Here is a 25,285-nt window from a genome sequence, read left to right as displayed (position 1 = left end):
GATCAAAGCGTTTTAACAAATTGCTTCAAATAAGCACTAAATTCACTGCCTAGTTTAGGGTGATTTACGCCATATTCCACAAAGGCTTGCATATAGCCTAATTTATCACCACAATCGAAATTCCCCCCAGTCTGATGAAAGGCTTCAACCTCTTCTTTTTCAATTAACATATCGATGGCATCTGTTAATTGAATTTCATCACCTACACCAATAGGGGTTTTAGCTAATAAATCCCAAATGCTCGCTGAGAAAACATAACGCCCCACCACAGCTAGATTAGAAGGAGCATCTTCCACCGCGGGTTTTTCTACGATTCGTTTAATCTTTGCACTTTCACCCGGGTTAAACTGCACACCTTGGCAATCTACGATACCATAGCTACTAATATCCTGTTCAGAAACTGGCTCAACCAAAATTTGGCTCGCATTGGTTTCTTTAAAACGTTTGATCATTGCCGCCAGATTTTCTTTGCGTTGATCTGCACTGAAATCACTTAATAACACATCAGGTAACACAACCGCAAAAGGGGCATCCCCTACCACTGGACGTGCGCATAATACGGCGTGCCCTAACCCTTTGGCGTTACCTTGACGAACGTGCATAATGGTAACATCTTTCGGGCAAATGGAACGGACTTCTTCTAATAACTGGCGTTTTACCCGTTTTTCCAGCATTGTTTCCAGCTCAAAAGAGGTGTCAAAGTGGTTTTCAATCGCATTTTTAGAAGAGTGGGTAACTAGGACAATTTCTTTTATCCCCGCTGCGGCACACTCATTCACTACATATTGGATCAAGGGTTTATCCACTAACGTCAGCATTTCTTTAGGGATGGCTTTTGTCGCAGGTAACATTCGCGTACCAAGACCTGCAACAGGAATAATGACTTTCATTGGTTTTCCTTTTCTAAAATTTCTAAAAAAACAACCGTACTTTAATAATAGGGTTGTCGTGAAAATAGCAAAGCGGCTATCTCAGATAGCCACGTTGATATGCGACACCATAAACCAAAGGGCGGTGCTTTTTTACATATTATTGACGTAATAACGCCAGAATTTCTTCGGTTTTTTCTGTCATTAATTGCTTATCACCACGAGTTTCAAGGTTTAAGCGTACGACTGGCTCCGTGTTTGAGGTACGCAAATTGAAACGCCAAGTAGGATATTCAATACTAATGCCATCAATTTCATTGACCGAAATGGCGTCTTTTTCATAGGCCGCCCGTACACGGGCAATCGCCGCCTTAGCATCCGTCAGTTTGCTATTAATTTCGCCCGGTGATGGGAAAGTATTAATACTTTCATTCACTAATTCACCAAGAGACTTGCCTGTGGTACAAACTAATTCCATTACGAGTAACCAAGGGATCATTCCACTGTCGCAATAGAAGAAATCACGGAAATAGTGATGCGCGCTCATTTCCCCACCATAAATAGCATCAACAGCACGCATTTTTTCTTTAATGAAAGAATGGCCAGATTTAGACAATACTGCCTCACCGCCATTTTCTTCCACTAATTTGATGGTATTCCAAATCAGGCGTGGATCATAAATGATTTTCGCCCCTTTATTTTTTTGCAAGAAAGCTTGACCAAGCAACCCAACAATGTAGTAACCTTCAATAAAATGGCCTTTTTCATCAAATAAGAAACAACGGTCAAAATCGCCATCAAAAGCAATCCCCATATCTGCATTATGCACAAGCACCGCATCAATAGTATCTTGACGATTTTCGTGCAAAATGGGGTTTGGAATCCCATTTGGGAATGTGCCGTCTGGATTATTATGAACTTTCACAAATTCCACTGGCACGCGTTTTGCTCGGAATTGCGCTTCAATCGCATCAATAACGTGTCCTGCTGCGCCATTTCCTGAGTTAATCACCAATTTCATTGGTTTTAAATTATCTAAATTGATATAAGACAATAAATGCTCAACGTAATCACCTAACACGGAAAGTTGCTTATACTCTCCTCGTTTTTCTACAGGTGGAAAATGATTTTCCTCTGCTAAACGCTGAATATCCGCAAGACCAGTATCCGCACTAATTGGACGCGACCCCTCACGCACCAATTTTAAGCCGTTATAATCCATTGGATTATGGCTTGCGGTAACTTCAATTCCGCCATCGGCTTTAAGAAAAGAAGTGGCGAAGTAAACTTCCTCAGTTCCCGTTTCACCCAAATCAATGACGTTCACACCAGAATCTAATAAGCCATTTGTGACGGCACTTTTTAATTCTTTACTGGTTAAACGCACATCACCACCAACAACGATAGTTTTAGGCTTTAAAAACTGTCCAAATGCTCGACCAATGCGATAGACAATATCCACATTCAATTCATCGCCTAAACGACCACGAATATCATACGCTTTAAAACAAGTTAATTTACCCATAACATCCACTTCCTTTTCCTAATTAAGATGATTGCTCATCTTTTGCTTCTCTAATACGTTGGTAAATTTCTTCTCGATAGACAGATACTTCTTTTGGCGCATTCACACCAACTTTAATCTGATTACCACGAACACTTAATATCGTAATAGAAATCTCATCACCAATGAGTAAGCTTTCGCCAACTTTTCTGGTTAAGATTAGCATACAACCTCCTCATTTCCTTTCTTCGACATCCCTATCGATCATTTACCCCTTATATCCTAGGGTACATCTCCCCAAAATATTACCGTACTTACGCTCACAACGTGATGACTGAAATGCAAAGTTGTGAGCTACGACACAAAATTTTTATTTTATAAGTGAGAATTTAGCCATTCAGAACAAACAGCAAGGGCTTTCTCTGCATTTTCAGGCTGTGAGCCACCAGCCATTGCCATATCTGGACGACCGCCGCCTTTACCGCCTACTTGTTGTGCCATTAGATTAACTAACTCACCCGCTTTTACTTTTGCAGTTAAATCCGCTGTTACACCAACAACTAAATTGACTTTACCGTCAAAGACAGAAACAAAGGCAATCACGGCAGAACCGAGTTGATTTTTTAAATCATCAACCATCACACGCAGTGATTTTGTTTCCATACCGTCGAGTTGCTGTAATACCACAGAAACGCCGTTAATTTTCACCGCACTTTTTGCAATATCCGATCCAGCTTGCATTGCCGCTTTTTCTTTTAATTGCTGCAATTCTTTTTCCGCTTTTTTCGCTTTATCTTGCAATTGGTGAATTTTATCCGTCAGTGAGGAAACATCAGATTTCAATAAATCTGCACTTTGATTTAACACACCAAGCTGTTGGTGAAGCCAATCAATCGCAGTTTCTCCCGTTACGGCTTCAATACGGCGAATTCCTGCCGCAATTGCACTTTCACTGATGATTTTGAATAACCCAATTTCACCTGTATATTGGGCGTGAATTCCGCCACAAAGTTCAATAGAAAAATCACCCATTGTCAAAACACGCACTTGTTCGGCGTATTTTTCACCAAATAATGCCATTGCACCTTTTGCTTTCGCTGCCTCTAGGTCCATAATCTCAGTTTGAATAGGGTGATTCGCACGCACTTGTTGGTTGACTAATTTTTCCACTTCAAACAATTGTGCTTTAGAAATGGCTTCAGGTTGTGCAAAATCAAAGCGTAATAAATTGTCTGACACCAATGAGCCTTTTTGTGCAACGTGGTTACCCAACACTTGGCGTAATGCGGCGTGTAATAAGTGAGTGGCACTGTGGTTTAAGGAAATTTGTTTACGACGTGCTACATCCACCACGGCATTTACTGATTGTCCAACACTTAACGTGCCTTCGGCTAATTCACCAATATGTCCAAACACTTGACCATATTTTTGCGTGTCTGTGACGTTAAATAAGACATTTTGCCCTTCTAAACGCCCCGTATCCCCCACTTGACCGCCAGATTCTGCATAAAATGGCGTATTTTCTAAAATGACTACCGCACGTTGCCCTGCGCTAATTTGTTCTACGGATTTTCCCTCACAGAAAAGTGCGGTGATTTTTGCGAGACTTTCTGATTCGCTATAACCTTCAAACGCCGTTGAACCGTCCACACGGATAACGTTGTTATAATCCATACCAAACTGACTTGCCGACTGCGCACGTTGGCGTTGTGCTTCCATTTCACGTTCAAAGCCCGCTTCATCAATCACGATATTGCGTTCACGGCACACATCTGCGGTAAGATCCAATGGGAAACCAAAGGTATCATAAAGTTTGAAGGCAACTTCACCAGAAAGCACGTTATCTTTCACTTGGCTTAACGCCTCATCTAATAACGCTAAGCCACGCTCTAAGGTACGTGCAAATTGTTCTTCTTCTAAGCGTAAGATTTTTTCGATATGTACTTGATTTTCTTTAATCTCTTTACCTGCTTCAGCCATTACTTCTGCAAGAGTTGGCACAAGCTTGTAGAAAAAGGCGTCTTTCGCACCAAGTAAATGCCCGTGGCGCACTGCTCGGCGAATAATACGGCGTAACACATAACCTCGCCCTTCATTAGAAGGCAACACGCCGTCTGCAATTAAATAAGCACAAGAGCGAATGTGATCGGCGATGACACGCAAGGATTTATTAGTTAAATCTTTCTCCCCCGTTAATTCTGCCGCTTTGGCAATCAATACTTTGAAAATATCAATATCATAGTTGGAATTAACGTGTTGTAATACCGCCGTAATACGCTCTAACCCCATTCCCGTATCCACTGACGGTTTTGGCAATTTTTCCATCGTGCCATCTGCTTGGCGGTTAAACTGCATAAATACGATATTCCAGATTTCAATATAGCGATCGCCATCTTCTTCTGGTGAACCCGGTGGACCTCCCCAAATGTGATCACCGTGATCGTAGAAAATTTCTGTACAAGGACCACAAGGACCTGTATCACCCATTTGCCAGAAGTTATCCGAAGCATAAGGTGCGCCTTTGTTATCGCCGATACGAATAATACGCTCTGCTGGCACGCCTACTTGTTTATGCCAAATATCATAGGCTTCATCATCGGTTTCATATACAGTTACCCAAAGTTTTTCTTTTGGTAAGCCTAACCACGCGCTTGAAGTTAAATATTCCCAAGCGAAAGTGATCGCATCTTGTTTGAAATAATCGCCAAAGCTGAAATTACCTAACATTTCAAAAAACGTATGATGGCGCGCGGTATAACCCACATTTTCTAAATCATTATGTTTTCCACCTGCACGCACACAACGTTGAGCGGTGGTTGCACGGGTATAAGCGCGTTTATCTAAACCAAGAAATACATCTTTAAATTGGTTCATTCCTGCATTGGTGAATAATAATGTTGGATCATTTTCTGGAACCAGTGAACTACTTGGGACAATTTGATGCCCTTTACTATGAAAAAAATCAAGAAATGATTTTCTAATTTCTGCGGTTGTTTTCATTAAATTGCCTTATTTTATCTTCATTAAATTCGTTACGAATCTTGCTATTTTGGCACATTTTTAACATTTAGAAAAAACTTTTTTCAATTCCCAAAATAAAAAGGATCTGCACTTTTTCCGATGATGTTTTTCATCGCCAAAGTACAGATCACAAATCAGAATAAATCAGCTAAATCGCTATTCTTCGCGTAATGGAACAACTAACATATCAACATTAATTGTGTTCATCACTTGGCGAGTGGAAGACATCAATTTACTCCAAAAATCTTGGTGATGACCTGTCACCAATAAATCCACATCATATTTATCAATGGCATCCGCTAAAACCTGCCCTAAATCACCGCTACCACTTAATTTCTCTGAAACTGGATAGCTAGATTGCTCCGCTAATTGAACTAAGGCTTGATGGGTTTCGGTGGAAATACGATCCTGCATTGAAGACATATTCACATCAATTAACCCCGTATAAAGATCAGAGAAGTTTACATCAACGTGGATAATGGATAACTTCGCCTCATTGCGTTTGGCAACGCCTGCCGCTTTTTCCACCAAGAATGCACTTTCTTCAGAAAGATCAACAGCAACTAAAATGTGTTTATACATAACTAACTCCTTATTATCTTAGAGGTTAATCAATTTCTTTTGGTGTAATACTAGCACTAGTCAAATAAAAAAAATTTGCACTTGATCACGTTTTAGAAAAAACATTTATTTTTATTTGTAAAAAAATCGCAATTCGCCATAAAATTTTACTTAAGCCCACTAAACATTGTGCTATTATCGCCCCATTTCTTGCGTGCCAACCCTGATACATAAAGGATAAAAATGAACTATTCTATTCAAGATTTTGTACAACTCATTGCCAAATTGCGTGATCCAAATGGAGGCTGTCCTTGGGATCTTGAACAAACCTATCAAACAATGATCCCCCACTTATTAGAAGAAAGCTATGAAGTGGTGGAAGCAATCGAACAACAAAATACGGACAATTTACGCGAAGAACTCGGCGATTTATTGCTCCAAGTGGTCTTTTTCAGCCAACTTGCCAAAGAAGATAATTTATTCACCTTTGATGAGGTTATCAATGAGGTGGCAGAAAAAATTTTGCGTCGCCATCCACACGTTTTCGGTGAAGCAAAAGCACACAACGAGCAAGAAGCTCTGCGTCATTGGAATACAATCAAAGCACAAGAAAATAAAAATAAAGCCTACCAATCCATTTTGGATAATATTCCCCAATCCTTCCCCGCCTTAATGCGCGCAGAAAAATTACAGAAACGCTGTGCAAAAGTCGGCTTTGATTGGGATAACATCCAACCTGTTATAGCTAAAGTGCAAGAAGAACTGCAAGAGGTACAAACTGAACTTGCTCGTCCACAACAAGAACAAGCAAAAATTGAAGAAGAAATTGGTGATTTACTTTTTGCTGTGGTGAATTTAAGCCGCCATCTGCATTGCTGCCCAGAAGAAGCCTTACGCAAAGCGAATCAAAAATTTGAACGCCGTTTTCGTCAAGTAGAAACGCGTGTCAAACAACAAGGTAAATCGTTGCAAAGCAGCACACTGACAGAACTCGACCTATTGTGGGACGATGTGAAAAAACAAGAAAATTGCTAAAAAAGCACCGCACTTCAATCTCTCTTCTACACTATGAGAAAAGAGGGAATATGATTTCTTCATTGTATCTATCCGACGACAAACAAAAACGGTGTGTTGTTAAACACACCGTTTGATTTAAAAGCGACCTTTGATGCAATTAGAAACCCGCTTGTTTCTCTAATTGTTCAACTAAAGCATCATCAAGATTTAATGCTGTGGCAAGATTGGCTAGAAAGATAATTTCTTTACGATCTAATTCACCGCACACGACACGGGCGGCCAAATAGACTTGTGAAGCTAATGCGGTATCGTTGCCGACTTGTTGAGCGATCTGAGCAATAGAAATCGGTTGGCTGATTTGTTGTTCTAACCAATGATACACCTCGGGATCATTCCCAGCCTCAGTAATGATGACTTGTTTTTCCTCATCAGTAATAGCACCATCAGCTGCCGCAGCGGCAATCATTGTTTGTAAAATTAATTGTCCTGAAGTCGCCTTTTCTACGGTATCGACAAAGATTTCTTCGCTAAGTGCGGTAGAATTTTGCGAATTTTTTTGTTGATATTGTTGATAAGCCTGATACGCCAAGCTACCAAGTGCGGCAAGAGAACCTAACTTGGTCAGACTTGCCCCACCATTACGTCCTAAAATCATAGAAAGCAATCCAATTGCTGCAGCACCGCCGCCCGCTTTAGTAATTTTGTCAGCGGTGGAATTACCATTCATTGTTTTACCTAGTTGATCTTTAGCAACGTTAAATACTTGATTTAAAATTTGGTTAAAATCCATAAGAACTTCCTCAATAGTTATTTCCTTAATATGGCAATTTATTTAGCAATTAGTTCATTTTATTTTGCCACCTAGTAAAGTGCGGTGCATTTTTATAACATTTTTTATCAACAAAAAAGCCAGCAATTATGCTGGCTTTCTAGTTCAAGCAACGACTTATCCTTGTGAAGAAATGCGTTTCATATCTGTCATATAACCACGCAATTCTTGACCGATTAATTCAATTGGGTGGTTGCGGATTGCATCATTCACATCACGTAAGGTGATATTGTCAATTTCTACGGTTGGGGTTGGTTCACCCAAATCACCACGTTGTAAATGTTGCATTACTGTTTTCGCTAAAATTGGTGCTGCAACATTAGCAAAGAGGTAGTTTCCATATTCTGCCGTATCTGAAATAACTACATTCATTTCATATAAGCGTTTACGTGCAATGGTGTTTGCGATTAATGGTAATTCGTGTAAGGATTCATAATAAGCAGATTCTTCAAAGATGCCCGCTGAAACCATCGTATCGAACGCCAACTCCACGCCTGCTTTTACCATTGCAACCATTAATACACCGTTATCAAAATATTCTTGTTCGCTGATTTTGATTCCTTCTGCTTTTGGTGCATTTTCAAAGGCGGTTTTTCCTGTTTCTTCACGCCATTTTAATAGATTAGCATCGCCATTTGCCCAATCTTCCATCATCACACGGGAAAATTCACCGCTGATAATATCGTCCATATGTTTCTTGAATAAGAAATCCAACTCTTGTTTAATTTCTTCTGCAAGTTCAAAGGCACGTAATTTAGCGCTGTTGGATAGACGATCCATCATAAGTGTGATACCACCTTGTTTTAAGGCTTCGGTGATGGTTTCCCAGCCATATTGCACTAATTTCCCAGCATAAGCAGGATCTTTACCGTCAGCCACTAATTTGTCATAACAAAGAATTGACCCCGCTTGTAACATACCGCAAAGGATGGTTTGTTCTCCCATTAAGTCAGATTTCACTTCTGCGACAAAGGAAGATTCTAATACACCGGCACGATGTCCACCTGTCGCCGCAGCCCAAGCTTTTGCGATCGCCATACCTTCACCTTTTGGATCGTTTTCAGGGTGAACGGCAATAAGCGTTGGTACACCAAAACCACGTTTATATTCTTCACGCACTTCCGTCCCCGGACATTTAGGTGCAACCATCACAACGGTAATGTCAGGACGAATTTGCTCGCCCACTTCAACAATGTTTAACCCGTGAGAATACCCTAGTGCCGCACCTTCTTTCATTAATCCCATCACATCGGCGATCACTTTACTATGCTGTTTATCAGGCGTTAGATTAATGACTAAATCGGCACTTGGAATCAGTTCTTGATAAGTCTCAACATTAAACCCATTTTCAGTGGCACGTTGGAAAGACGCACGTTTTTCTGCAATGGCTTCTGGGCGTAACGCATAACTGATATCTAAACCAGAATCCCGCATATTTAACCCTTGGTTTAAGCCTTGCGCACCGCACCCGACAATAACAATTTTCTTACCTTTTAAGAAATTCGCTTCATCAGAAAATTCTTCGCGATCCATAAAACGACAACGACCTAATTGATCTAATTGTTGGCGTAAGTTTAATGTATTGAAATAATTAGCCATTTTGTATCCTTATGTTGAGATATTGTGTTTGTTACTTATTGTGGTGGAATTATACCGTTTCTTTACATTGCGTAAATTGATATTATTAAAATTAAATATTGCATATTTTGCAACAAAAAACCTAGCATAGTCCTTATAAAAGAGGGTAATCCAATAAAAAATAACAGCAAATAAATATGTATATTTATGGCTTGAAGTAAAAACATTATTACAAAGGCTATAACTCGGCAACTAAACCAAAGATACAATCAAACTTAAATACCGAAAGATTATCAGCAAGCAGACTCAAAAACGTTGGCGTTATTGAGTTCCAGTTTTTTAATAATGGGCTAAATAGGCAATTTAAGCCCCTTTCTCATACAATAGTGCTGACTAGGGGGCTTACTTAAAAGTATAAGGTAGATGGTATTATTTTGGTGATAGTGATGAATTTAATGAGCCGTATAACATTAAGGGGAGAAATCATCCTCCCCTAAATCAAAATATATCCGCAAAGGGATTACATACGCTTATTAACAACAAAAAATAAACTTTGTTTATAATCCCATTATTTTGCTGGATATTCCCACCAAATATCAAACAGTTCGCTAATTTCAATTTGCTGTAATCCATTGGTTTCTAACCAGTTTTTCACTAACTCGCGGTGATTTTCATCACATTTTCCAATTTTTTCTAAACAGACTAAACCTTCCCAATGCAAATAACCACTACCTTCATAAGCTAAGCCATTTGGGCGAATCACTTCGTTGATAAAACGATCAACAACCTCGTCAATTGTATCAATTGGCGTATTTTCAGGAAATTGCCAGTTTACTAAAAAGCCTAATTCTTGGAATTCGGCAAGGTGCATTTTTTTGCGTTGTCTTCTGTTACGTTGAATTGCCATTGTTTTCTCCTCGTATTATTTGAGTGATATTATTCAGTTTTAATAAAATATAAATCCCATACACCGTGTCCTAAGCGGTGACCGCGCTGTTCAAACTTCGTCAGCGGACGGCTTTCTGGGCGTGGAATATAATCATTGGTGGCAGATGTATTGCGTAACTGCGGATTATTTTGCAACACGTCTAACATTTGTTCTGCATAGTTTTCCCAGTCTGTTGCCATATGAATAAAGCCTTGACTAACAAGCTTTTGGCAAACTGTTTGCACAAAATTTGGCTGTACAATACGGCGTTTGTGATGCTTAGCTTTATGCCAAGGATCAGGGAAAAAGAGCTGTAAACCAGCAAGGCTACTGTCTGCAATGCAATCGCGTAAAATTTCTGTGGCATCGTGGCAAATAACACGTAAATTTTTCACGTTTTTTTCCACCACATAAGCAATGCAAGCCCCCACGCCGGGAGTATGCACTTCAATACCGAGATAATTTTTATCTGGATTTTGTTCCGCCATTTCAACAAGGGATTTTCCCATCCCAAAGCCAATTTCTAAAATAACTGGCTTATCATTGCCATAAATATGTTTAAAATCAAAAGGTTCTGTTTGATGTGCTAAACCATAAGTTGGCCAATTCTCATTCATCATATTACGTTGAAAATCACTTAATCGTCCTGTACGCAATACAAAACTACGCACTTTACGTTTGTAGCGTCCATCTGCGGTAAATTCAGCGGTTTCAACGGTTTTGCGTTTTTGATCCGCAAAGCTGGTTTGTTGTTCAGTCATTAAAAATCTACTACTCAATATCGTTTACAAAATGAGCTAATCTCATTTTTACGAGGGCTATTCTATGTTTTAGGGCAAGATCGCGCAAGGAAAAAGTGCGGTCGGAATATTATGCAAATTTTAATGTTGCCCCTATAAAAAATTGGGCGACTTTTGCCGCCCAATCCCGTTATTTAGTATTTGATTTGTTGTTTCACAAATTCGACTAATTGATCTTTGTTGATCATCTGTTTTTCACCTGTTCGGCGATTTTTGTATTCTATTTCGCCATTTTGCAGGTTTTTCTCACCAATTACTAACATATGCGGTACACCAATGAGTTCCATATCTGCAAACATTACACCCGGGCGTTCTTTACGATCATCAAAAATCACTTCAATTCCTTCAGCAAGTAAAGTGCGGTACAAATTTTCTGCAAATTCTTGCACGCTTTCTGATTTGTGCATATTCATTGGGACGATAGCAACGGTAAACGGTGCAATGGCATCTGTTGGCCAAATAATGCCACGCTCATCGTGGCTTTGTTCAATCGCAGCGGCAACCACACGGCTCACACCAATGCCGTAACAGCCCATAATCATCGTTTGTGGGCGACCATCTTCGCCTTGTACAGTGGCTTTCATTGCTTCAGAATATTTTGTACCCAGTTGGAAAATATGTCCTACTTCAATACCACGTTTGATTAATAATGACCCTTTACCATCTGGGCTAGGATCACCTTCTACTACATTGCGCAAATCTGCAATTTCTGGCATTGGCACATCACGTTCCCAGTTGATATTAAAATAATGTTTGCCATCAATATTTGCGCCAGCTGAGAAATCACTCATTAATGCCACACTACGATCAATAATGGCTGGGATCGGTAAATTTACAGGCCCAAGAGAACCAACACTTGCACCAATTTTTGCTTTAATGTCAGCTTCATCAGCAAATTCGAGAGGATCAGCCACTTGTGCTAATTTTTGTGCTTTGATTTCGTTCAAGTTGTGATCGCCACGGATGATTAACGCAATCAATGGTTGAGCGTCATTTGCACCTTTGACAATCAGCGTTTTCACGGTTTTTTCTATTGGCACATTAAATTGCTCAACAAGTTCATTGATTGTTTTGGCATTAGGCGTATCAATTAATTCCATTGCTAATGTTGGAACTGCTCGTTCACCTTGAGCCACTGCTTCTGCGAGTTCAATATTCGCTGCAAAATCAGATTCTGTGGAAAACACAATATCATCTTCACCACTTTGTGCTAGCACTTGGAATTCGTGCGAGGCACTCCCACCGATAGAACCCGTATCCGCCTGAACAGCACGGAAATCTAAACCTAAACGGGTAAAAATGTTGCTGTAAGTTTGGTACATCACCTCATAGGTTTCTTGCAAACTTTCTTTTGTTGTGTGGAAAGAATAGGCATCTTTCATTAAAAATTCGCGACCGCGCATTACCCCAAAACGTGGACGCACTTCATCACGGAATTTGGTTTGAATTTGGTATAAATTAAGCGGAAGTTGTTTATAAGAACTCACTTCACGGCGAACTAAATCCGTAATCACTTCTTCGTGGGTTGGGCCGAGGACGAAATCACGTTGCCCACGATCCTGAAAGCGTAATAATTCTGGGCCATATTGTTCCCAACGTTGGGATTCTTGCCATAATTCAGCGGGTTGAACAACGGGCATTTCTACTTCAATTGCACCACTTTTATTCATTTCTTCACGTACAATATTTTCCACTTTTTTGAGTACGCGCAACCCTGTTGGTAGCCAGTTATAAAGCCCTGAGGCTAAAGGGCGTACCATTCCAGCACGTAGCATTAATTGATGGCTTACCACCTGTGCATCATTTGGGGTTTCTTTTAAAGTAGCAAATAAATATCGACTCGCTCGCATTGTTGTTTCCTATATTCATTATTTAAGAAAAAATTGGCGTTAGTTTATCATTGAGTGAGGTTCACTCAAAGAAGAAAGGGCTATTTGTGCAAATATTTTGTAGAAAAGAAAAGGTGCTGAGTCAATCTTATTTCTTTCAGTAAAAATCATCTTCCCCCGCACCGACTAAATCAGCAAATTCTTCACGTTGAAAACCGTGTGAAAGCATATAACGCCAGATTTTTTGTTTCATTTTAAAATCTTGTTGTTGGGCGTACAGAGGGAATTTTTTGCGTAAAACAGTCTGTGCAATCTCAGACCAATTAATCTCCGTTTCAGCAAGAACATCATTTAACGTCTCTGATGAAATCCCTTTTAATTGAGTAAGCTCTTGCTTAATGCGGTTTAATCCATAGCCTTTTTGTGATCGGTAATGTAAATAATTTTCTGTAAAACGGTGATCACTTTGCCAATTTTTTTCCTGACAAAAAGCCAAAGCCTGTTCAATTTCCTCTTCACTGAAGGCTTTTTCTTGCATTTTACAACGTAATTCATATTCGCTATATTCACGACGAGCAAGTAAGTTCACCACATAATTTAACGCCAATGAAGTCATTTTTCCTCGCTTTTATAGGTCAATTATATTTAGAAAAAGTGCGGTCAAAAATTACCGCACTTTTTTAATATTACTTAATCGAAAGGTTTAAAATTCAGAATCTATTTCTACCATCTCTGCATTTTGATCGGCTTCAATATCTGCAATGAGTGATTTATCTGGATTAGCTAAAAGCTCTTCACGTAATTTATTTTCTAATTCTTGAGCTTGTTCAGGGTGTTCTGCTAACCATTTCATCGCATTCGCTTTGCCTTGACCAATTTTTTCACCGTTATAAGAGAACCAAGCACCCGCTTTATCAACTAATTTGTGTTTTACACCTAATTCAATTAATTCACCGTTGCGTGAAATTCCTTCACCATAAAGAATTTGGAAATCCACTTGACGGAATGGTGGCGCGACTTTATTTTTCACCACTTTGACACGTGTTTCATTACCGATGATTTCATCACCATCTTTTACTGCACCTACTCGACGAATATCTAGACGCACAGAAGAATAGAATTTTAATGCGTTACCCCCCGTAGTGGTTTCTGGGTTACCAAACATTACACCAATTTTCATACGAATTTGGTTGATAAAAATCACCAAACAGTTTGAGTTTTTGATTTGCCCCGTTAGTTTACGCAAGGCTTGCGACATTAAGCGCGCTTGTAAACCGACGTGTGCATCGCCCATATCCCCTTCAATTTCTGCTTTTGGTGTAAGTGCAGCGACAGAGTCCACTATCACCACTTCAATCGCACCAGAACGAACCAAGGCATCACAAATTTCTAATGCTTCTTCACCATTATCTGGTTGAGAAACGAGCAATTCTTTTACATCAACCCCAAGTTTTGCCGCATAGATAGGATCTAAAGCGTGTTCTGCATCAATGAAAGCACAGGTCTTACCCAATTTTTGTGCTTGTGCAATAACAGAAAGGGTTAATGTGGTTTTTCCTGAAGATTCTGGCCCATAAATTTCTACGATACGCCCCATTGGCAAACCACCAATACCTAAGGCAATGTCTAAACTAAGTGAGCCAGTAGAAATAGATTCAATATCTAATTCTTGGGTTTCACCCAATTTCATAATAGACCCTTTACCAAATTGCTTTTCAATTTGACCAAGTGCGGCCGCAAGCGCTTTTTGTTTTTCTTCTTGAGTGGTAATTTGTGGTTTCTCGCTTTTTTTCGCTTTCTCTTCTTTAGCCATTTTGCTTATCCTTATAAATTCATCATCAGAATTGCTGCATAATATAGCTGTATTGATATACAGTATCAAGTAAAATTTTGATCTTTTTTCTATTTTGTGAGGTGTATTCCAAATAAGACTTTTTATGCAACAGCCTAATGAGGTTAAAGGTATAAAAAAATAAAGCGCATTAATTGCTAGCAGTAAAATAATTCGTACAGTATCAAATAAGAAAAATTTCGTTATAATTTGCCCAAATTGAAAATAACAGATTGAGTAAACCTGATGACTAATTTTGAACAACACACCCCAATGATGCAGCAATATTTACGCTTAAAGGCGGAAAACCCAGAGATTTTGTTGTTTTACCGAATGGGGGATTTTTATGAATTATTTTATGATGATGCTAAAAAAGCGGCGGCATTGTTGGATATTTCCTTAACTAAACGTGGGCAGTCAGCAGGGCAACCGATTCCAATGGCAGGTGTACCCTATCACGCGGTGGAAGGTTATTTAGCAAAATTAGTTCAGCTAGGCGAAAGTGTGGCGATTTGTGAGCAAGTTGGCGATCCTACCACAGCAAAAGGGCCGGTAGAACGTCAAATTGTACGCATTGTTACCCCCGGAACAATCAGTGATGAAGCATTATTACCTGAACGTCAGGATAATCTGATTGCCGCTGTTTATCAGGAAAAAGACAAGTTTGGGTTGGCAACATTAGATATGACCTCAGGACGTTTTCAGTTAAGTGAGCCAACGAGTAAAGAGAGCTTACAAGCAGAATTACAACGTATTCAACCTGTTGAACTCTTATATTGTGAAGATTTTGAGGCGTTTCATTTAATTGAAAATATGAAAGGCTTACGTCGTCGCCCTGTTTGGGAATTTGAATTAAAAACCGCAATTGAACAACTCAATCGTCAATTTGGTACGCAAGATCTGCGTGCGTTTGGTGTAGAAAAAGCGGTGCTTGGACTTTGTGCAGCAGGATGTTTATTACAATATGCAAAAGAGACCCAACGAACCGCGTTACCTCATATTCAAAGTCTGAGTTTACTGCAAAATACCGATAATATTCAGTTAGATGCCGCAACAAGAAGAAACCTAGAGCTTACGCAAAATCTTGCTGGTGGCACAGAACACACATTAGCTTCTGTATTAGATAAATGCGTAACACCAATGGGCAGTCGTTTGTTGAAGCGTTGGATTCACCAACCCATTCGTGATCGTGAAAAATTAACCTTACGCCAACAAACCATTAGCCAAATTTTACAGCAAGATTTAATTGCAGAATTTCAACCGCACTTACAACAAGTCGGGGATATGGAACGTATTTTAGCACGCGTAGCATTGCGTTCAGCACGACCAAGAGATCTCACTCGTTTACGTACGGCATTGTCACAAATTCCCGCCATTCAACATTATCTTAATCAACAAAACTGTCCGCAATTTACCGCATTTTCTCAACAGATTGCTGACTTTTCACCACAATTAGATTTATTAGAACGCGCGATTATTGAAAATCCGCCTTTATTAATTCGCGATGGTGGTGTCATTGCGGAAGGATTTAATGCAGAGCTTGATGAATGGCGCGCCCTTTCTGACGGTGCAACCCGTTATTTGGAAGAACTGGAACAACGAGAACGAGAAACTACCGGGATTGATAGCCTAAAAATTGGCTTTAATGCCGTACACGGCTACTATATTCAAATTCCGCAAGGGCAAGCACACAAAGCCCCTATTCATTATGTACGCCGTCAAACTTTAAAAAATGCGGAACGTTACATTATTCCTGAATTAAAAACCTATGAAGATAAAGTCCTGAAAGCAAAAGGGGCTTCCCTTGCTCTGGAAAAGCAACTTTATGAGCAAATTTTTGATGAATTATTACCGCACTTAGGTGCATTGCAGTTGGCGAGCCTTGCCTTAGCAGAGCTAGATGTGCTAACCAACTTGGCTGAAAGAGCGGAAACCCTAAACTATGTCGCCCCCACTTTTAGTGATGAAATCGGCGTGAATATCGAAAATGGTCGCCACCCAGTGGTGGAGCAGGTATCAAAAAGCCCTTTTATTGCAAACCCAGTAAATCTGAGTGCTAATCGCCATTTATTGATCATAACAGGGCCGAATATGGGGGGAAAAAGTACCTATATGCGTCAAACCGCATTGATCGCATTAATGGCTTATATAGGCTCTTTCGTGCCAGCAGAAAGTGCGGTGATTGGACCGCTTGACCGCATTTTCACGCGTATTGGCGCCTCAGATGATCTTGCATCAGGGCGTTCAACTTTTATGGTTGAAATGACAGAAATGGCAAATATTTTGCACCAAGCCACCGCAAACAGCTTAGTACTTATTGATGAAATTGGACGTGGCACATCCACCTATGATGGACTTTCTCTTGCGTGGGCTTGCGCGGAATGGCTGGCACAAAAAGTCCGCTCACTCACCTTATTTGCCACCCATTATTTTGAGCTTACCGTCTTGCCTGAGCAGTTAAAAGGGATCGCCAATGTGCATTTAGATGCGGTGGAACATAACGACACCATCGCCTTTATGCACGCAGTGCAAGAAGGAGCGGCAAGTAAAAGTTACGGCTTAGCAGTGGCTGCACTGGCAGGTGTTCCCAAAGCCGTAATAAAATTAGCGAAGCAAAAATTAACCCAATTAGAAAAATTATCAGAAAATACACCGCACTTAACCAATCCGATAAATCAGCAATTACAAGGCGAATTGCATTTGATAGACGAAGAGGAAAATCAAAGTGCGGTACTAAAAATGTTAGAAAATCTCGATCCTGATGAAATGACACCAAAACAAGCCTTAGCCTATTTGTATCAATTAAAGAAAATGGTCTAATACACATTTCGCTAGCGCAGCATCGCCACAAGAAAAAGAAAGGGGCGTTCTTCCACGCCCCTGATTTAAATGCTTAAACTTAAACGCCCTACCTATTTTTTGCTCATCGCCTTAGCAGGTTGCAAGCCCCAGCAAAAAAGGAAAAATTAATGATTTTTATGGCTGGTGCTATACAGAATTTTATCGGTATAAGCCATTGCGATGGCAGAAACCAAAAAGCCTAAATGGAGCAATAATTGCCACTTCATCGTTTCTTCTGGCATATTTGCTGCATTGACGAAAGTTTGTAGCATATGAATAGAGGAAATACTGATAATTGACATAGAAAGTTTTACTTTCAACACAGAAGCATTAACGTGGCTTAGCCATTCAGGCTCATCAGGATGTCCATCTGTGTGTAGCTTAGAAACGAAAATTTCATAACCGCCCACAATCACCATAACCAATAAATTCGCAATCATTACCACATCAATTAAATTTAACACGGAAAGCATAATAGCGTTGGAATCTAGCTCTTGCAGATTTGAGATAAGTTCCCATAGCGATTTCATAAATTTATAGGCATAAATCCCTTGTACGACAATTAAGCCAAGATAAATGGGTAATTGTAACCAGCGGCTAGCAAAAATAATTTGGCTAAATATGACGGGGGTTCTATATTTTACCGATTCTTTTGATGTCATAGATTGATGTTCCATCTGTGTTTACTCTTCGTTCCTTCATCATTTTATGTGGGCGATGAAATTACCTGTTTTTTACCAAAATATCAATGATTTTCGGGTTTAATCTGATCCGCTGAAATTGCGCTGAGTTTCGCTAAATCGAGATCATTGTGTAATAGCTCAACCTGTGGCATCACTTTGTTAGCTTTGGCAGAGAAATCTTTAAATCGCTCAATTTTTCCCGCTAAACCTTGTTGCCCTGCAAAGGCGGTAACGGCGTGATTATAATGCCCGCTTACCGTTGCCAAGCTATTTCCCAATTTAGCAAGACGTTCTGCCACCAAGCACATTTGATTATAAATATCGCCCGCCTTACCACTGATTTCTCGTGCTTCCGCATTACCTCGTTCAATCCGCCATAAATTTGCAACAGTGCGTAAAATCGGCATTAAGGTGGTGTGAGAAACTAAAATGACATTTTTTTCATAGGCATAATTAAACAAATTGCTATCCTGTTTCATTGCCTCAATGTAAGCTGGCTCAACCGCAATAAACATCAGCACAAAATTAGGGCTATGCACGCCAATTAAATTGCTGTAATCCTTGCGTGATAGCTCATCAATATGATTTTTGATCGCCTTGTGGTGTTCACGCAAAAATTGCTGTTGGCTTTGCTCATTGTCCGCACTGACCGCATTTTCATAGGCAACAAGGGACATTTTGCTATCAATAATCAAATGTTTGTTATCGGGTAAATACACCACAAAATCAGGATAATTCGATTTGCCTTCTGCATTGCGGAAATGATCTTGTGCTTTATAGTGATCATTTTCTACCAAGCCCGCTAATTGCAAGGCGCGTTCAAGCTGAATTTCCCCCCAATTGCCTAGCGTTTTCTTTTCCCCTTTTAAAGCAGAAGTGAGATTATTCGCCTCTTGCGACATCGTAAGTCCCACGTCTAACACTTTTTTAATTTCACTTTCAAGGCTGGCATTGCCCTTTAAGGATTCCGAATGAATTTCATTTACGCGTTTTTGGAAACCTTCAATTTGCTCACGAAATGGCTTTAACAAGGCATCAAGGCTGGCTTGATTGGTTTGATCGAACTTTTGGCTCTTTTCTTCCAAAATACGATTCGCCAAATTTTGAAATTCAACGCTAAGTTGCTGTTTTGTTTGAACAAAATCTTCCTGTTGCTGAGTAAAATGTTTTTCTTTTTCTGCTAACGTGGTTTTGAGTTCAGTAAATTGTTGTAAAAGTGCGGTGGATTTTTCGTTTAAATCGGCATACTCCTGCTGCTTGCTTTTTAATTCTACACGACTTTGATTTAACTGATGTTGTAAACTATGCACTTGTGCAGTGGCAATACCAAATTGCTCTTTAAGGCTTGTGATTTTCTCTGCAATATTTCCGTGGCGTGCTTGTTCTTCGTCCAATTCTTGTTGTAAATATTGGATTTTTTCATCACGTTCATTCAGCCGTGTTTGCAACCCTTCCGCGCGTGTTTGTGCTTTCACACTGTCCTGCTCAAGCTGGTAACGCAGTTGCGACAAGGTTTCATACTTTTCCAATAACAGGTTAAAATCATTGACGTTTTTATTCAGTTCTTGGGCAAGTTGTTGCTTATCTCGTTGATATTTGGTGCTAATAAAAAACAGCACCAAGGATAAAATAAGCAATAGGACGGTTATCCCAAGCCATTGAGATTGTGTAAATTCGATCATTATTTTTCCTAAAAATTAACAAAATTTTCCCCGCTCTTTTTTCTTCGTTCAAATTAAGATCAACAATGAAACAAGTGCGGTAGATTTTTCAGATGAAATCTTTACAGAACTATAATAAAGTATAATGCAATTTTTGTTTAATCAGCGGAAAAAATGTCAAAACAAGCTCAACTTTATCTTGCCTCGCAAAGCCCTCGCCGTTTACAACTGTTACAACAGTTGGGGCTGGAAGTGGAAATCTTTAATGCGGATATTGATGAAACCCCAAATGCCGATGAACTGCCCGTGGATTATGTACGCAGAATGGCGCAAGAGAAAAATCACGCCGCACGCCAACAACTTGAAAAACGTGCTAATTTTGTACCGCACTTACCTATTTTATCCGCAGATACTAGCGTGGTTTGCGATGGGAAAATTTTAGGCAAGCCACAAGATGAAGCCCAAGCGGTACAAATGCTTAGCTTGCTTTCAGGTAAAACGCACCAAGTGCTAACTGCTGTGTGTGTCAGTTTGCCTAATCAAATCCATAGCCTTGTACAAACGAGCCAAGTTACCTTTAGCTTATTGACTAAGCAAGATATTTTGGCTTATATCGCCACTGGTGAGCCAATGGATAAAGCGGGGGCTTATGGGATTCAAGGGCTAGGTGGACTATTTATTTCGCGTATTGATGGCAGTTTTAGCGGTGTGATGGGGTTGCCCGTGTTTGAAACCGCCCAATTGCTTCGCCAAGTTGGGATAAGTTTATTCGCATCAAGTGAGAAATGTGATGAGTAAAAGCCTATTTCAAGCCAGCAAACACGACGAACATTGCCCACAATGTGGTTCGGTATTACAAATTAAAAAAGGCAAAAAAGGGTTATTTTTAGGTTGCAGTGCCTATCCACAATGCGATTTTATCAAGCCTTTACACCCCACTCACGAAACAAAAGTCTTGAAAGAATTAGACCAATACTGTCCAAAGTGCGGTCATTTTTTACAATTAAAACAAGGGCAATTTGGTATGTTCATCGGGTGTAGTGATTATCCGCAATGTGATTATATCGTTCACGAAGAGCTTGACCCCGAACAAGAGCATCTGCCTTGTCCTGCTTGTGGAAAGGGTAGCCTTGTGCCACGACGCGGACGCCAAGGCAAGGTGTTTTATGGCTGTAATCAGTTTCCAAAATGTAAATTTACCCTTGCCAGCCAACCCTATGCAGTGCCTTGTCCTCAATGTGGTTATCCGATAAGTACGCTGAAAAAAGAAGAAAAAACTGACCGCACTTTGCGTCGCATTTGGTTATGTGCCAACAAAGCGTGTCGTCATCAATTTGAAACAAACAATGAATAACGAACAGAATATCGCTCAACTCGTTGAGCTATTAAAACAAAATGAAATCATCGCTTACCCCACTGAAGCGGTGTTTGGCTTGGGCTGTAATCCTCTCAGTGAAAGTGCGGTGCAAAAATTATTGCTTTTAAAACAGCGCCCTGTGGAAAAAGGGTTGATTTTAATCGCACCGCAGTTAGATTTTCTGTTGCCTTTTATTGATGAACGTAAGCTTAATGAAACGCACTGGCAACGCTTGAATGCCCATTATGATCACCCGACCACGTGGGTGGTACCGGCAAAGCCAACAACACCGAAATTTCTCACGGGACAGTTCTCTACTATTGCCGTTCGTATTAGCGATCACCCTGCGGTAAAACAGCTCTGCGAACAAGCGGGCTTTGCACTCACTTCCACCAGTGCCAATTTAACCGGCTTACCGCCTTGTCGCACCTATCAAGCCGTGAAAGCCCAGTTTGGCGAACACTTTCCTGTGTTAAAAATGGCGGTGGGAAACGCAACAAACCCTTCAGAAATACGCGATCTGTTTACACAACAACTTTTCCGTCAAGGTTAATAAGGATTTTTATGGATAAATATGCTGTTTGGGGAAATCCCATTGCTCAAAGCAAATCACCACAAATTCACCAAATTTTTGCCCAACAAACTCAGCAAACATTAGACTACGTGGCAATGCTCGGTGATGAACAACACTTTGAACAACAACTCCTCGGCTTTTTTGCTGAAGGGGCAAAAGGTTGCAATATCACCGCCCCATTCAAAGAGCGCGCATTTCAATTGGCGGATCAACATAGTGATCGTTGTTTGCTCGCCACTGCCTGTAATACGCTGAAAAAATTACCCGACGGTACACTTTATGCCGACAACACAGACGGTGCAGGCTTGGTGAGCGATTTACAACGCTTAGGCTGGCTCAAACCGCAACAATCAGTACTCATTTTAGGCGCAGGTGGCGCAACCAAAGGTGTGCTGTTTCCTCTATTACAAGCGGAACAAAAGATTTTGCTGGCTAACCGCACCTTAGCTAAAGCAACGGAATTAGCGAAAAAATTCAACGCCTACGGCAATATTCAAGGTTGTACCCTTACTGATATTCCCGTGCAAAAATTTGATCTTATTATCAATGCCACTTCCTTAGGCTTACAAGGTCAAACCGTAGCCATTGATCCAACCATTTTGCAACAAGCAGGCGCGGTGTACGATATGCAATACAGCAAAGGCGAAGACACGCCCTTTATTGCCCTTGCCAAACAGCAAGGTGTACAGCATTATAGCGATGGCTTTGGAATGCTTGTTGGTCAAGCTGCCCACGCCTTTTATTTATGGCGAGGGGTAATGCCCGACATAACGCCCTTGCTAAAATGCCTTTAATCCGATTAAACCGAATAAAATACCTCGCTAAATAGGCGAGGTTTGTTTTTATGGCAGAAAGATAAAGAAAAGTGCGGTCATTTTTTATAAAATTTTTTGAATTTTTCTACTAGTTTTTTATTCGGCAATATGTTGCCATTTTTAGCACGATTATTTATCAATCCACCCAAATAAGTATATCAAACTAAAAATAAACCAATTTACAAAACAAAAAACTAGTTTAGTTCAAAAATAACGATATAAATATCCAATTTTGCGTATTTTTTGCTATTGACTAAAATTGATATTCCGCTATATTCCTAGCCTTTACATTTCTTTAACGTTTAATCAGGTGGTACTATGACACAGTCAGCAAAACGTGAAACCTTTTCAGGAAGTCGTGCATTTATTCTTGCTGCTATCGGTTCTGCTGTAGGGTTAGGAAACATTTGGCGTTTTCCTTATACTACATACGAAAACGGTGGTGGTGCATTCATCATTCCTTATCTTGTTGCCCTTTTAACTGCGGGTATTCCACTTTTATTCCTTGATTATGCTATTGGACATCGCCATCGTGGTGGTGCGCCGTTATCCTATCGTCGTTTTAACCGCCATTTTGAAACCTTTGGTTGGTGGCAAGTTATGGTAAACGTTATTATTGCCATTTATTATGCTGTTGTACTTGGCTGGGCTGCTAGTTATACCTATTTCGCAATAAGTGGTGCATGGGGAGATAAACCAATAGATTTCTTCTTACATGACTTCTTGCAAATGGGGGATATTTCCCAGGGCGTTAGTTTTAAATTTGTTGGAATGATTGTTGGACCATTAATTGCAGTATGGTTAGTAGCATTAGGAGTACTTGCTCTAGGCGTACAAAAAGGTATAGCCAAAACTTCATCAATTTTAATGCCTTTATTAGTGGTGATGTTTATTATTCTTGTTGTTTCCTCGCTATTTTTACCCGGTGCAGCAAAAGGATTAGATGCACTCTTTACACCAAATTGGTCAAAACTTTCTGACCCAAGTGTGTGGATTGCTGCCTATGGACAAATCTTCTTCTCCCTATCAATCTGTTTCGGCATTATGATTACCTATGCCTCTTATTTGAAAAAAGAATCGGATCTAACTGGGAATGGGCTAGTTGTTGGCTTTGCAAACAGTAGTTTTGAACTATTAGCTGGAATTGGGGTTTTTGCAGCCCTAGGCTTTATGGCAACCGCATCAGGACAAGAAGTGAGTGAAGTGGCGAAAGGGGGAATTGGTTTAGCCTTTTTTGCCTTCCCGACGATTATCAATAAAGCCCCATTTGGTGAAGTATTAGGGGTATTATTCTTTGCCTCTCTCACCTTTGCTGCATTAACTTCTTTTATATCGATCCTTGAAGTTATTATTGCTGCTTTACAAGATAAGCTTAGAATGCGCCGTGCCAAAGCGACATTTATTGTTGGATTACCGATGATGTTTATTTCTACCGCACTATTCGGTACAACAACAGGCTTACCAATGCTTGATGTATTAGATAAATTTGTTAATTATTTTGGTATTGTTGCTGTTGCATTTGTTTCATTAGTTGCAATTGTTGCAAATGAAAAGCTTGGTATTTTAGGTAAACATTTAAATGAAACCTCCTCTTTCAAAGTAGGGTTCTTTTGGCGCCTATGTATTGTACTTACCACAGGTATCTTAGCATTTATGCTATTAAGTGAAGGTGCAAAAGTCTTTACAAACGGTTACGAAGGCTACCCATCTTGGTTTGTGAATACCTTCGGTTGGGGAATGGCAGTTGCCCTTGTTGTCATTTCATTCCTTCTTTCACGATTAAAATGGAAAGATGAAGAATTATTCAATCTTAAAGAACACGGCAAAGGAGAACAATCAAATGAGCAATAATGCAATTATTATGATGGTCATCGCTTTAGTCATCATTTGGGGAGGATTACTTTTCTCCATAAAAAGATTACCTAAAGAAAAATAAAAATACACATAGAAAAATAGCCACAAATGATGTGGCTATTTTTAACACTCATTTTATTGTCCTGTTAAATAAGATTATCCCATTTTAAAATAATGCCAAATTATATTCACGCTGAGCATTCCCATTGCATTACCTCGTCTTCTTTTAAACTGAAAGAACCATAGAAAACAGCAAATCATATATCTAAAAATAGAATAAGGCGTATCTTAAAATAAGATACGCCTTATTAGCTTAAAATTAAGTGGCTATATTATTCTTGTTCAGTCTGTTTTTCTTGTTTTGTATGATAAAAATAAAGAAAAACTAAACCAATTGGCGCAATTATCCAACTAAACATAAAACATATTAACATTGTGACCATTTTTGTTATTAATAACAAAATGGCATTCACAATAAATACATTCTCTCCGAAAATATAACCGACTATACTTTCATAAACAAAACGAGAATAAGGATACAATAGCGTAAAAATCAAGAACATTAATGTTGAAAGAATGAATTTATGATCAATAATCCCCTTTCCTGCATTAAAGATTAGTAGTTCAAGTAATATAAATATCACTACTCCAAAGAAAAGATGGCGAAAATAATATGCTTTATTTAACCCTCCAAAGGTTTTACTGATAAGTGACATCGTATTCTCCTAATTAG

At 39.6% G+C, this 25,285-nt stretch carries 23 protein-coding genes; 8 read left to right on the top strand and 15 right to left on the bottom strand.

All coding sequences use genetic code 11. The features are described 5' to 3' along the window. Positions 1 to 2: 2 nt before the first annotated feature. From galU to uspA, 5 genes are all read right to left on the bottom strand, one after another. Complete coding sequence (galU, locus tag L4F92_RS00570) at positions 3 to 890, bottom strand: UTP--glucose-1-phosphate uridylyltransferase GalU (RefSeq protein ID WP_250363826.1); 888 nt, start codon at positions 888 to 890, stop codon at positions 3 to 5. 139 nt (positions 891 to 1,029) lie between these two features. After that, positions 1,030 to 2,394 (bottom strand): phosphomannomutase CpsG, encoded by a 1,365-nt coding sequence (locus tag L4F92_RS00565; protein WP_250363825.1) that lies wholly within the window; start codon positions 2,392 to 2,394, stop codon positions 1,030 to 1,032. Between the two features lie 22 nt (positions 2,395 to 2,416). After that, positions 2,417 to 2,599: a carbon storage regulator CsrA gene (csrA, locus tag L4F92_RS00560; protein ID WP_103854347.1), complete on the bottom strand. Its 183-nt coding sequence runs from the start codon at positions 2,597 to 2,599 to the stop codon at positions 2,417 to 2,419. 149 nt (positions 2,600 to 2,748) lie between these two features. Continuing rightward, positions 2,749 to 5,373 (bottom strand): alanine--tRNA ligase, encoded by a 2,625-nt coding sequence (alaS, locus tag L4F92_RS00555; RefSeq protein WP_250363824.1) that lies wholly within the window; start codon positions 5,371 to 5,373, stop codon positions 2,749 to 2,751. 177 nt (positions 5,374 to 5,550) lie between these two features. Next, complete coding sequence (gene uspA, locus L4F92_RS00550) at positions 5,551 to 5,976, bottom strand: universal stress protein UspA (RefSeq protein ID WP_250351281.1); 426 nt, start codon at positions 5,974 to 5,976, stop codon at positions 5,551 to 5,553. A 222-nt stretch (positions 5,977 to 6,198) separates the two neighbouring features. On the opposite strand from uspA, the gene mazG reads away from it, so the two are divergent. Beyond that, positions 6,199 to 6,990 carry a nucleoside triphosphate pyrophosphohydrolase gene (gene mazG, locus L4F92_RS00545; RefSeq protein ID WP_250351280.1) on the top strand — a complete coding sequence of 264 codons (792 nt, stop codon included), beginning with the start codon at positions 6,199 to 6,201 and terminating at the stop codon, positions 6,988 to 6,990. 139 nt (positions 6,991 to 7,129) lie between these two features. Here mazG and L4F92_RS00540 read toward each other — a convergent pair whose 3' ends face one another. The 7 genes from L4F92_RS00540 to recA all read right to left on the bottom strand — a co-directional run bounded on the left by L4F92_RS00540 (position 7,130) and on the right by recA (position 14,707). Next, a complete protein-coding gene (locus L4F92_RS00540) occupies positions 7,130 to 7,762 on the bottom strand; it encodes a tellurite resistance TerB family protein (protein ID WP_250351279.1) in 633 nt (210 codons plus the stop codon). Between the two features lie 156 nt (positions 7,763 to 7,918). Then, complete coding sequence (gene ilvC, locus L4F92_RS00535) at positions 7,919 to 9,400, bottom strand: ketol-acid reductoisomerase (RefSeq protein WP_250363823.1); 1,482 nt, start codon at positions 9,398 to 9,400, stop codon at positions 7,919 to 7,921. Between the two features lie 547 nt (positions 9,401 to 9,947). Further along, positions 9,948 to 10,286, bottom strand: coding sequence for a YggL family protein (locus tag L4F92_RS00530; RefSeq protein WP_250351277.1), 339 nt, complete (start codon positions 10,284 to 10,286; stop codon positions 9,948 to 9,950). A gap of 29 nt (positions 10,287 to 10,315) precedes the next feature. Beyond that, the gene (gene trmB / locus L4F92_RS00525) at positions 10,316 to 11,068 is read right to left on the bottom strand and encodes a tRNA (guanosine(46)-N7)-methyltransferase TrmB (protein WP_250351276.1); all 753 of its coding nucleotides are present in this window, start codon (positions 11,066 to 11,068) and stop codon (positions 10,316 to 10,318) included. Between the two features lie 173 nt (positions 11,069 to 11,241). Beyond that, the gene (gene proS, locus L4F92_RS00520) at positions 11,242 to 12,957 is read right to left on the bottom strand and encodes a proline--tRNA ligase (RefSeq protein WP_250363822.1); all 1,716 of its coding nucleotides are present in this window, start codon (positions 12,955 to 12,957) and stop codon (positions 11,242 to 11,244) included. 136 nt (positions 12,958 to 13,093) lie between these two features. Continuing rightward, positions 13,094 to 13,552: a recombination regulator RecX gene (recX, locus tag L4F92_RS00515; RefSeq protein WP_250363821.1), complete on the bottom strand. Its 459-nt coding sequence runs from the start codon at positions 13,550 to 13,552 to the stop codon at positions 13,094 to 13,096. 87 nt (positions 13,553 to 13,639) lie between these two features. Next, positions 13,640 to 14,707 (bottom strand): recombinase RecA, encoded by a 1,068-nt coding sequence (gene recA / locus L4F92_RS00510; RefSeq protein ID WP_250364517.1) that lies wholly within the window; start codon positions 14,705 to 14,707, stop codon positions 13,640 to 13,642. Between the two features lie 306 nt (positions 14,708 to 15,013). On the opposite strand from recA, the gene mutS reads away from it, so the two are divergent. Continuing rightward, entirely contained in the window at positions 15,014 to 17,587 is a 2,574-nt protein-coding gene (gene mutS, locus L4F92_RS00505; RefSeq protein WP_250363820.1) for a DNA mismatch repair protein MutS, read from the top strand. 146 nt (positions 17,588 to 17,733) lie between these two features. Here the strand turns inward: mutS and L4F92_RS00500 are convergent, their stop codons facing one another. Both L4F92_RS00500 and rmuC read right to left on the bottom strand, forming a co-directional pair. Beyond that, complete coding sequence (locus tag L4F92_RS00500; protein WP_250351261.1) at positions 17,734 to 18,285, bottom strand: TIGR00645 family protein; 552 nt, start codon at positions 18,283 to 18,285, stop codon at positions 17,734 to 17,736. A 68-nt stretch (positions 18,286 to 18,353) separates the two neighbouring features. After that, positions 18,354 to 19,973: a DNA recombination protein RmuC gene (gene rmuC / locus L4F92_RS00495; protein ID WP_250363819.1), complete on the bottom strand. Its 1,620-nt coding sequence runs from the start codon at positions 19,971 to 19,973 to the stop codon at positions 18,354 to 18,356. A 153-nt stretch (positions 19,974 to 20,126) separates the two neighbouring features. Here rmuC and L4F92_RS00490 point away from each other — a divergent pair, with 153 nt between their 5' ends. From L4F92_RS00490 to L4F92_RS00465, 6 genes are all read left to right on the top strand, one after another. Further along, positions 20,127 to 20,750 carry a Maf family protein gene (locus L4F92_RS00490; RefSeq protein WP_250363818.1) on the top strand — a complete coding sequence of 208 codons (624 nt, stop codon included), beginning with the start codon at positions 20,127 to 20,129 and terminating at the stop codon, positions 20,748 to 20,750. Next, the gene (locus tag L4F92_RS00485; protein ID WP_250363817.1) at positions 20,743 to 21,306 is read left to right on the top strand and encodes a DNA topoisomerase family protein; all 564 of its coding nucleotides are present in this window, start codon (positions 20,743 to 20,745) and stop codon (positions 21,304 to 21,306) included. Before L4F92_RS00490 ends, L4F92_RS00485 begins: the two co-directional genes overlap by 8 nt. Next, on the top strand, positions 21,299 to 21,862 hold the full coding sequence (locus L4F92_RS00480) for a Sua5/YciO/YrdC/YwlC family protein (protein WP_250363816.1): 564 nt from the start codon (positions 21,299 to 21,301) through the stop codon (positions 21,860 to 21,862). The genes L4F92_RS00485 and L4F92_RS00480 overlap by 8 nt, the downstream gene beginning before the upstream one ends. 11 nt (positions 21,863 to 21,873) lie before the next feature. Beyond that, positions 21,874 to 22,677 (top strand): shikimate dehydrogenase, encoded by an 804-nt coding sequence (gene aroE, locus L4F92_RS00475; RefSeq protein ID WP_250363815.1) that lies wholly within the window; start codon positions 21,874 to 21,876, stop codon positions 22,675 to 22,677. 339 nt (positions 22,678 to 23,016) lie between these two features. After that, entirely contained in the window at positions 23,017 to 24,549 is a 1,533-nt protein-coding gene (locus L4F92_RS00470) for a sodium-dependent transporter (RefSeq protein WP_250363814.1), read from the top strand. Next, positions 24,539 to 24,634 (top strand): methionine/alanine import family NSS transporter small subunit, encoded by a 96-nt coding sequence (locus tag L4F92_RS00465; RefSeq protein ID WP_250363813.1) that lies wholly within the window; start codon positions 24,539 to 24,541, stop codon positions 24,632 to 24,634. The genes L4F92_RS00470 and L4F92_RS00465 overlap by 11 nt, the downstream gene beginning before the upstream one ends. 250 nt (positions 24,635 to 24,884) lie before the next feature. Here the strand turns inward: L4F92_RS00465 and L4F92_RS00460 are convergent, their stop codons facing one another. Then, positions 24,885 to 25,268, bottom strand: a complete 384-nt coding sequence (locus L4F92_RS00460) for a hypothetical protein (protein ID WP_250351254.1) — start codon at positions 25,266 to 25,268, stop codon at positions 24,885 to 24,887. Between the last annotated feature and the right edge of the window lie 17 nt (positions 25,269 to 25,285).

It is taken from the genome of Avibacterium sp. 21-595 (assembly GCF_023611905.1).
Taxonomy (GTDB): domain Bacteria; phylum Pseudomonadota; class Gammaproteobacteria; order Enterobacterales; family Pasteurellaceae; genus Avibacterium.
Note: the sequence above shows the minus strand (reverse complement) of the source record. Positions and strands in the feature narration are given on the sequence as shown.